Source organism: Paenarthrobacter sp. CM16, from assembly GCF_013179505.1.
GTDB lineage: Bacteria > Actinomycetota > Actinomycetes > Actinomycetales > Micrococcaceae > Arthrobacter.
This window is the reverse complement of sequence record NZ_JABMCX010000221.1, coordinates 1-8,215: the sequence shown is the minus strand read 5'-3', so window position 1 is coordinate 8,215 and position 8,215 is coordinate 1. Positions and strand designations below refer to the sequence as shown.

Genomic DNA, 8,215 nt, shown 5'->3' with positions numbered 1-8,215 from the left:
ACCTGGCTGGGGGTGACGATTCCATCTCGCGGAATTACCACACCTCATCTGTCCAAACAAAGTGTCTCACTGAGGTATTCTCAGGATCATTAACATCGGTCCTTTGATAAGACGGAGAAGTGATGGCACACCTAGGATACGCCCGCGTCAGTCTGGCCGATCAGAACACCGATCTGCAGATCCGTGAACTGGAAGCGGCTGGGTGCGAACGAATCTATAAAGACCAGGGGATAAGCGGGACCAGGGTAAGCCGTCCAGAGTTGGACCGGATGCTGGACCGTCTCGGTCCCGGAGATGAAGTCGTGGTGTGGAAGCTGGACCGTTTGGGCCGCAACACTCGACACTTGCTCGAGCTCTTGGATGACTTCAAAGTGCAAGGCATCAAATTCCGTTCCCTAACGGACGGCATCGCTACCGACCCGGCCAGCGAGGTCGGGGGAGCGATGGCCCAGGCGATGGTCACTATCATTTCCGCGTTCGCCCAGCTTGAACGAGACCAGCTTTCCGAACGCACCAAAGCCGGCATGGCGGCAGCAGCTGCAAACGGCAGGAAAGCAGGACGCCGGGAGATCACTACAGACCATGAGAAGGTCAAGAGAGCACATGAACTGAAAGCCCGGGGCCTCAAGCCATCGGACATCGGAAAGATCATCGGAGCCAGCCGCGCCACCGTCTACCGATACCTCGGCATGGGCTCCTAAGGCCGCAGCGAACTGTCCCGGAAGTTGTCTTAGTGACTGCTGTCCACGGCAGACGATTTGGAACAACATCTGGGACGAAATATTACGCGAAGGCCGACTGCTGGTGTCAGTTTTCGAAGTCGGCTGCATGGGTGTCCGTAAGGGGATCCCGTTACGGGACAGTTCGCGGCCCAGCCAGGCGACATGAGCCACAGAACACCGTAACTATTTCGGCAAACTCCCACAGCCACAGGCCGTGAATTGCCGTGCGACCCAATGCTTTACCTGGTGGATAGTAGGCTTCTTTGGGTTGGCTTCGCGCCAAAGCCTTATTGGGATTCCGTTGGGGGAAACTTTTATGAATTACCGCTGGGCCACTTTCACCGCCGTTCTGGGAGCAGTTTTGTGCTTCGGTTCCGCGCCGGCCGTGGCAGCACCTAATGAGGCAATACACATTGACGGGACTCCGGTACGGGCGGTCATTGCTGCAGACGGCACGGCCCTCCTCGGAAACTACGGCCAGGGCGGAGGAGTTTTCGTGGTTCCATCAGGTGCCACCAGCCCGTCCCGAACGATCAGCACCGGAGGCCACAGGGTCACCGGGCTTGCGCTTGCCCCGGACGGCACCCTATATGTAGCCCTTGTCGACGACGCCCCCGACCAGGACACCGTCGGGGTCATCCAGGCCGACGCGGCCATTGTAGAACGAACCATTCCGGTGCCGACGGGACGCCATCCGCTCGCCGCCGGACCCGACGGATCGGTCTACGTGGCGAACTCCACGGGCAACACCGTCTCGGTCATTGCGCCGAACGGAACCGCGGTGGACCGGACTGTCGAAGTGGGGGCAGGCCCGGCGGAAATAGCGGTGGCGAAGGACGGAACTGCCTTCGTGTCCAACCAGACCGCCGGCACGGTTTCCGTGATCCCGGCCGGCGCAGACACGGTCACACGGACCATTGAGCTGGTCTCGGACGCCGGAACGTCCAAGGAACCGCACGGGATCGCTGTTGGACCTGACGGAAACGTCTATGTGGCCAACATCAAGTCCAGTGACGTTGCCGTCATCAAACCCGGAGCCGACACCGCGGCCAGCCGGATTTATGTTGGGGGCGGGCCTCAGGACGTGGCCTTCGCGCCGGACGGATCACTGTATGTGACGAGCCTGCTGACCCAGGAGCTGTCCGTGATCCGCCCTCATGCCAATGAAGTGGGCAGCGCCATTCCCACTGATGGCGGCCCCGGTCACCTGGCGGTGGCCCCGGACGGTTCTGTCATCGTGATCAGTCCTGGCTCCGCTCCCGGCGGAGGCTCTGTAGTCCGGTATTCCTCAGCAGCCCTAGCAAATCCGCAGGGATCCACGGAGGCTGCGGCCTCGGCGTCCGGGGCTGGAGCTGCCACAGCAATGGCCACATCCCCGGACCGGGAAGCGACGACCCAGCCAGCGGCCGGCTCCCAGAGTGCCCTGCCCGCCGTGGCAGGCGGGGTGGCGGCAGCCTTCGTCGCCGTGGCCGCTTGGTCTCTAGTGAAGGGCCGCCGCCGGAAGGCTCGGTCGGCCGCCGGCGCCAGCTAGCTGTACTCCGTCAGTAGGTTTTGCACCTGCTGATGGGCGGTTTGCCTCCGAGGCTATCAACGATTCCTACTTCAAGCATGACTGTCGCTACACCCTGTTGGAAATCCGAGGTACCCGTACGCCGGGAATGAGAAGATGCGGACGTGCCTGTGTGCCCTTACGCCCAGGACTGGTCACGGGAGATGCAGACGGAGTCGTTGATGTGGAACGAGGAAATCGTATTCCGGGCACCCCAGTCGGAGAGGTTCAACTTCGCTCCTGGAGCGAGAAGGTATCCGACTCCGTCCCGGCAACCTGCACTCTTATAGAGAGCGATGTATTCTCCGGAGTTGTTGATGAGGGAAGCCGCGTTGTTGTTTACCTGTACGCCCCACCCCTTGGCGCCGCGGTGCCCGTCGGTGAAGAGCTCGTTGCCCAGGCCGGCGTCACTGTACTTGTAGTCGGCCCGTGCCCCTTGGAAGTTGCTGTTGAAGTAAAGGCACAACCTGTCGCTCGGGCACGCCGTTCCTGTCCCTGAAGCGCTGGCTGCCGGTGCACCCGCCAGGAAGGCTCCCGCCACGAGGCCCAGTAGCGCAGCGGAGCTGGCGATTCGTGATGAAAGTTTCATACTTGTCTCCTCAGATCTTCTCCCACCCGGCTGCGGGCGCTGGGTTCATTGTGTGCCCAACTGCGGGAAGTAGCCATGGGGAGGACTGCCGTTCGAACGCAATTTCCATCACCCTACGTGTTCCACTTCCAAGGAACTGGGATATTGCGGTGCCCTCTATTGGTTCGGGGGTAATTGATTGCCGGTATCGCCGACACAACTCGTAGACTGCCGAGATGACGATTGTTCCGGATGAGAAAGACTGGACCTGGGTGCTTTCCAGGCCGTGCCCTGAATGTGGCTTTGATGCTGCTTCGACTGACCCTTCCAGTGTTTCTGGCGTGGTGCGGGGCATGCTACCGCGTTGGCGCGCCGTGCTGGAACGCGATGATGTCGCCGTGCGGCCGGAGGAAAGCACGTGGTCACGCTTGGAGTATGCGTGTCATGTACGGGACGTCTATGGGGTCTTCGACGAGCGTTTGAAGCTGATGCTGACCCAGGATGATGCGATATTTGCTGATTGGGATCAGGACAGAGCTGCCATTGACGGAGACTACGCGAATCAAGATCCGGCGAAGATCACGGAGGAACTGATAAGCCGCGGAGAGAGTATTGCCGATGCCTTCGCAGCCGTGGAGAGGTCTCAGTGGGGCCGCACCGGCATGCGGAGTAATGGGTCTGCCTTCACCATGGTTACCTTCGCGCAGTACTTCCTGCATGATGGGGTTCATCACCTGCATGACGTTGAAAGTCAGAGTGCAGCTACCAGCTAACCTCTTGCGGCGACTGGGTCGTCCTCCCATAGGCTTGGCTCATGATTGGGAGCGTCGATGAAGTGGTGGTGGATTGCCAAAACCCTGCCGTACTGGCGGATTTTTGGTCGTTGGTCCTTGGTGGAACACCCGTACACCGGAGCGGTGACTGGTCGTACATAGACCCACCAGGATGGACGCGGTTGGCCTTCCAACGAGTGCCGGAAACGAAGCAAGTGAAGAACAGGCTGCATATCGATGTTCACGTCGGGGACGTGGCACAGGCCGCTGACTTAGCTGTTGCCCTCGGAGCTGTCAGGGTTGGCAACATTCGTGCTGATTCGCCAGGGGCTTTTCAGGTGCTCCTGGATCCCGAGGGCAACGAATGGTGCGTGGTCCGCCCAAACTGAAGGCTCCGATTCCGGCCCTTGTATTCCATTGCCAGATAACCCCCCTTACCAAGCAAGTGGGATACCCTCAGCAGGCGTGGTATCTATGGTGTTGCGCGTGTGTCATGCTGAACTGTGTCTATACCGAGGCGCTAACCACACGGCGGACTAAGTCTCCGTCTCTAAAGAGGCCTCCATGCAAGACACTCACCGCATCGCGAAAGCGCTGGTAGCGGATAACACCATCACCTTGGATGAACTTTGGACCCAATGGTGGGTCAACGGAGGATGGGCGGGACAAAACGACTTCGGCATCTACTTGGGAGCCCCTGCCTGGTTTGACTCCTTTGATCTGTATGTCCTCGCTTGGGCGTTGACAGACCTTGGATGCGGTAGTCCCTTGGATCAGACCGCAGGTGGATAACGCTGTGCCGGGGTGCCTGCTATCAGCAGTGAAATCCTCTGGTGTCTATGGAAGCGAAGCCCTTCATGGGTAAGGACGATCCAGCATTTACGCCAGATCGCGTCCGTGTATTTTTGCAGTCGCGTGCTGTTGTTGATGCCGCTGTGGCGCGGATCATGGTGCAGAACCGGTGTAGCCGGGGCATGGCGTTAGCGTTCATGCAGACGACTGCAAGGCGTCATCACAGTCGTGTCCAGGACGTAGCCAAACAGATTCTGACCAAAGGGGAGCATCTCTAATAAAGCCCTGTTATCGACGACAGTGAGAGGCTGTAGAAGCTATCCTGAGGGTAGGCCAACCTTCCAGGGTTTGGTCCCTTGGGTTTGGCAGTAGGCCTTTTAGCCGGGCAGTCATATGTCCTCCGTAGAAGGCACGCCCAATGACCCAGCAATTACCGTTGGATGAACTGACACTCACTCTTGCCCGTATCAAGGGTCTGCTCCTGACAGAGGACAAGGTTGACCGGGCGGTCCAGCGCCTGGCCGAGGGAATCCGTGACGCTTTCCCCGGAAGCGTCGGGGCGGGGGTGTCGCTCCTGGACGAGCAGGGCCGCAGGACCAGTACCGGGACCACCAATGAGGTGGCCGCTTTGGCTGACCAGGTCCAGTACGAGCTCGGCGAGGGACCTTGTCTCGCTGCCTGGGCCTCGGAACACTCCGTTGTCGTTTACGACCTCAGCACCGAGGACCGCTGGCCGGCCTGGACCCAGGCAGTGGCCGATTTGCCGATCCGGTCAGCGGTTAGTTCCCCGTTGCTGGTAGGAACCCGGAGTCTGGGGGCATTGAAGATTTACTCGGACGTCCCGGAAGCGTATGACACAGCGACGACCCGGCCTTTGGAGAAGTTCGCCTCTACGGCGGCGATCCTGCTCGATAACATCCAGACCGCTGAGGCGCCCTTGCGGTTCAACGAAGCGCTCAGCGAGGCCTTGGCAAGCAGGGACACCATCAACCGGGCCCAAGGTGCGTTGATGCAGCTCCACGGCTTGGGAGAAGAAGAAGCTTTCCGGGAGTTGCTCAAACGTTCCCGTACCAGCCGGCAGTCCCTCGTTGATGTCAGTGAAGGGATTCTGGACCGCAGCAGGAACGACCGGCATGGCTGAAGCGGGGAACAATCAGCCCGAACCGTTGTCCCTCTCTGAACAGGAACAGATCAGGGGGTTGAAGGTTGCTCTGAAGGAATCAGAGATCTCTGTGGAGGAGTTGTGGCTGAAGTACTTCAGCATTGGTGGGAGCATTGGCGAGTACGAGGTCGATGCCTACGTCGAGACCTCGTTTCCGCTGCCGCCACTGGAGCGTGACCTCTTGGCCCACGCCGCCAATGAACTGATCGACGAACTCCCCGCCCGTTCCAAAGCCCCCTACGCGGACGGGAATCCGACCCCCGGGGTACCGGACAGCAGGAACAACATCGATAATCGAGGTCACCATGCCGACTGAGCATGAAACCACCGAGGGTACTGAAGGCGCCAGGGCGACTGAGCATCTCCAGGACCTCGCCCTGGCCTCCGAAGATGTTGGAGAATTCCTTCAGGAACTGGCCGTGCGCTCCGCCAACGTCCTATCGGAGAAGAATGATCTGCTGAGTTCAGTGACTCTGAGGCGACGGAAGAAACCCGTCACGGTTGCCTTCAACACGCCAAAAGTGAAGGATCTTGACGAGCTGCAGTACGGGGCCGGTACCGGCCCGTGCCTGACGGCCCTTGATGAGCATGCCACCATCCACGTCCCTGACGTCCGCGAAGAAACCCGATGGCCCGATTACACACCTACAGCATGGGCCAAGGGCGTCGGGTCCATCCTGGCTGTACCGCTTTCCCTAGAAGATGAGGCCGCTGCCGCGCTGAATCTCTACGCCACCAGAACGCACGCCTTCAGCGGTCCGAAAATCCAGGAGGCAGAGTCTCTCGCCGGCCAAGTATCAAGAACTCTGCGCATCGCGGTACGAATCTCTCAACTTACAGAGGACAGAAGGAACCTGCTGGCCGCGATGCAATCCCGCACGGCCATCGATATGGCCGTTGGGGCGATCATGGCTCAAAACCGCTGCAGTCAGGAAGCAGCCATGAAAATCCTCCGGATCGCTTCCAGCGGCCGTAACGTCAAGCTGCGCGATGTCGCAGCGGTGGTAGTGACCTCCATCGCCAGAGACCCGGCGGTATTGACCCACTTCGACGACTAATCAAGTGCCCCATTGCGGCGCACAGTGTTTTCGAACCTGCTCGACCATCGCTTGGTTGTCTCGTTCAGTTGCTGGGCAGTGTCCCACTCTTTGGCTGTTCCACTTCTAAGGAAGTGGGGCACCCGGCTGGGAAGCCCTGAACGCGACCTGACCTTCGGAGACCGCCCCTAGAGAAAGCGCGCTTGACTTGACAAAAGAAAGTGGTCGCTTGAGACTCAGAACGGCTTCGCGGTGTGATCGCCAACACATTCTTGGGGCGGGTGTGATGCCAGTAATTCACTAAAAATTCTGGGGAAGGAATTACGACATGCGTAAATCACGATTGGCTCTTTCCGGCGCTGCAGCCGCGGGCGCTATTGCAATCTCAATGTTGGCCACAGCGCCGATGGCATCCGCCAGTGCAGCGGCTTCGGTGACCGGGTCCTACGCCTACTACAACTCGTCCACTAACGTCCTAACGAGCCGGGACACCCGCGTGGATGGCGTCTCATCCGTAGCGCAGCTCAGGTATGTTTCGAACGGGACTACCTACATTGCGACGCTGACCAACAGTCAGGGAAGCGGCGAGCAGGCCCAAGCTCAAAGCAGCGGCTTGCGAGGGACCGTTTACGTCCGGGCGTGCCTCAACAACCGAAGCGCCGGCACCGGCATCTACGGTTGCTCAGGCTGGGTCGCTTCGGCAGCCTAGGAGCTTCAATAAGAGGATGGGGATAACGCACTGTCTATCCCCATCCTTTTCTTGTCAAAGTCACCGTACGGTGATGCGTCAAGCTCGTATGCCAGATCGGCGGGCAGTGCGTTGGCCCACCGGACGCCCAGCGCCCCTTGAGGATCCTCTAACGGTGGCCTAAGGCTACAAGGAGTGTCGCGGGATCGAGAGGGGTCAACGAGGAGTTTTCTTCTGTTCTGTCCCTGGCGTGACTTCAGGTTCTGCAGGCTTCGGCGGTTCTGGTGCTTCATCCGGTGGCAGTTCCGGTTCCACGGGAGGCAGGGAGGGATGTCCCGTGCCCGGTTCTATTTCTTTTGAATGCTCCGTCTCTTCAGACATACTGTCTCCTTCGAATAGTTGGCGTGTTGCGGCGGCAAGCAGCTAGGTGCAAACCACGTCGCTACTGCACTCCCGCTGTCGGTGCCGGCGGAGGCGGCCATGCAATCCTCAAGAAACAACCCGCGCTTCCTTTCAGCGCTGCCCACTTCCACGGCAATTGCAACGCAGTTCTGCTGCCGCGCGGGCGTGGAATGCGGGTTCACCTGCCGGTTGTGGTTGCAGTTCGTCCTGTGGTTGTCTTTCGGCTCAGTGCCAGGCCCAAGGCCAGCATCCCGACACCCAGGATCAGGTGCAGCCAGTTGTCGGCGTTGTTGACCGGAACGAAGTTCGCGGCGGATTCCTGGTTGATGAACAGGCCGTAGATCCACAGAACCAAGTAAATGGCTCCGCCGCCCACCAGGTAGTTCCGGGCCTGGCCCGCAGTCCGGGCCATCAAGATACCCGCTACTCCGAAGAGCAGGTGCACGATGTTATGCAGGATTGATACCTGGAAAATACCCAGCAGGAGGGCATCGGAGGTGTGGCCGGCGAACGACAGGGTCT

General features: G+C 59.7%; 12 protein-coding genes. 10 read left to right on the top strand and 2 right to left on the bottom strand.

The window, feature by feature from the left end:
- The first annotated feature begins 122 nt into the window (after window positions 1–122).
- Both HP499_RS17410 and HP499_RS17405 read left to right on the top strand, forming a co-directional pair.
- Window positions 123–701: a recombinase family protein gene (locus HP499_RS17410; RefSeq protein ID WP_172325465.1), complete on the top strand. Its 579-nt coding sequence runs from the start codon at window positions 123–125 to the stop codon at window positions 699–701.
- Between the two features lie 337 nt (window positions 702–1,038).
- Window positions 1,039–2,253 carry a hypothetical protein gene (locus HP499_RS17405; protein ID WP_172325464.1) on the top strand — a complete coding sequence of 405 codons (1,215 nt, stop codon included), beginning with the start codon at window positions 1,039–1,041 and terminating at the stop codon, window positions 2,251–2,253.
- A 157-nt stretch (window positions 2,254–2,410) separates the two neighbouring features.
- Here the strand turns inward: HP499_RS17405 and HP499_RS17400 are convergent, their stop codons facing one another.
- Window positions 2,411–2,860, bottom strand: a complete 450-nt coding sequence (locus HP499_RS17400; RefSeq protein WP_172325463.1) for a peptidase inhibitor family I36 protein — start codon at window positions 2,858–2,860, stop codon at window positions 2,411–2,413.
- Between the two features lie 215 nt (window positions 2,861–3,075).
- Here HP499_RS17400 and HP499_RS17395 point away from each other — a divergent pair, with 215 nt between their 5' ends.
- The 8 genes from HP499_RS17395 (at window position 3,076) to HP499_RS17360 (ending at window position 7,312) form a co-directional block, all read left to right on the top strand.
- Entirely contained in the window at window positions 3,076–3,612 is a 537-nt protein-coding gene (locus HP499_RS17395; RefSeq protein ID WP_172325462.1) for a DinB family protein, read from the top strand.
- Window positions 3,613–3,653: 41 nt separating this feature from the next.
- A complete protein-coding gene (locus HP499_RS17390; RefSeq protein ID WP_172325461.1) occupies window positions 3,654–4,001 on the top strand; it encodes a VOC family protein in 348 nt (115 codons plus the stop codon).
- Window positions 4,002–4,176: 175 nt separating this feature from the next.
- Complete coding sequence (locus tag HP499_RS17385; RefSeq protein ID WP_172325460.1) at window positions 4,177–4,404, top strand: hypothetical protein; 228 nt, start codon at window positions 4,177–4,179, stop codon at window positions 4,402–4,404.
- 47 nt (window positions 4,405–4,451) lie between these two features.
- Window positions 4,452–4,682 (top strand): ANTAR domain-containing protein, encoded by a 231-nt coding sequence (locus tag HP499_RS25410; protein WP_172325466.1) that lies wholly within the window; start codon window positions 4,452–4,454, stop codon window positions 4,680–4,682.
- Between the two features lie 140 nt (window positions 4,683–4,822).
- Window positions 4,823–5,545, top strand: a complete 723-nt coding sequence (locus HP499_RS17375; RefSeq protein ID WP_172325459.1) for a GAF and ANTAR domain-containing protein — start codon at window positions 4,823–4,825, stop codon at window positions 5,543–5,545.
- Entirely contained in the window at window positions 5,538–5,882 is a 345-nt protein-coding gene (locus HP499_RS17370; RefSeq protein WP_216660113.1) for a hypothetical protein, read from the top strand. Before HP499_RS17375 ends, HP499_RS17370 begins: the two co-directional genes overlap by 8 nt.
- The gene (locus tag HP499_RS17365; protein ID WP_172325458.1) at window positions 5,872–6,624 is read left to right on the top strand and encodes a GAF and ANTAR domain-containing protein; all 753 of its coding nucleotides are present in this window, start codon (window positions 5,872–5,874) and stop codon (window positions 6,622–6,624) included. The genes HP499_RS17370 and HP499_RS17365 overlap by 11 nt, the downstream gene beginning before the upstream one ends.
- Window positions 6,625–6,931: 307 nt before the next feature.
- Window positions 6,932–7,312: a hypothetical protein gene (locus tag HP499_RS17360; protein ID WP_172325457.1), complete on the top strand. Its 381-nt coding sequence runs from the start codon at window positions 6,932–6,934 to the stop codon at window positions 7,310–7,312.
- Between the two features lie 559 nt (window positions 7,313–7,871).
- On the opposite strand, the gene HP499_RS17355 is transcribed toward HP499_RS17360, so the two are convergent.
- On the bottom strand, window positions 7,872–8,215 hold a 344-nt coding region (locus HP499_RS17355), incomplete at its 5' end, for a DUF4383 domain-containing protein (protein WP_172325456.1).

What these genes read in the sequence shown, in the direction of transcription:
- HP499_RS17400 (WP_172325463.1), bottom strand. Translation starts at nt 2,860, where the DNA reads ATGAAACTTTCATCACGAATCGCCAGCTCCGCTGCGCTACTGGGCCTC.
- HP499_RS17370 (WP_216660113.1), top strand. Translation starts at nt 5,538, where the DNA reads ATGGCTGAAGCGGGGAACAATCAGCCCGAACCGTTGTCCCTCTCTGAA.
- HP499_RS17375 (WP_172325459.1), top strand. Translation starts at nt 4,823, where the DNA reads ATGACCCAGCAATTACCGTTGGATGAACTGACACTCACTCTTGCCCGT.
- HP499_RS17410 (WP_172325465.1), top strand. Translation starts at nt 123, where the DNA reads ATGGCACACCTAGGATACGCCCGCGTCAGTCTGGCCGATCAGAACACC.
- HP499_RS17360 (WP_172325457.1), top strand. Translation starts at nt 6,932, where the DNA reads ATGCGTAAATCACGATTGGCTCTTTCCGGCGCTGCAGCCGCGGGCGCT.
- HP499_RS25410 (WP_172325466.1), top strand. Translation starts at nt 4,452, where the DNA reads ATGGAAGCGAAGCCCTTCATGGGTAAGGACGATCCAGCATTTACGCCA.
- HP499_RS17365 (WP_172325458.1), top strand. Translation starts at nt 5,872, where the DNA reads ATGCCGACTGAGCATGAAACCACCGAGGGTACTGAAGGCGCCAGGGCG.
- HP499_RS17385 (WP_172325460.1), top strand. Translation starts at nt 4,177, where the DNA reads ATGCAAGACACTCACCGCATCGCGAAAGCGCTGGTAGCGGATAACACC.
- HP499_RS17395 (WP_172325462.1), top strand. Translation starts at nt 3,076, where the DNA reads ATGACGATTGTTCCGGATGAGAAAGACTGGACCTGGGTGCTTTCCAGG.
- HP499_RS17405 (WP_172325464.1), top strand. Translation starts at nt 1,039, where the DNA reads ATGAATTACCGCTGGGCCACTTTCACCGCCGTTCTGGGAGCAGTTTTG.
- HP499_RS17390 (WP_172325461.1), top strand. Translation starts at nt 3,654, where the DNA reads ATGATTGGGAGCGTCGATGAAGTGGTGGTGGATTGCCAAAACCCTGCC.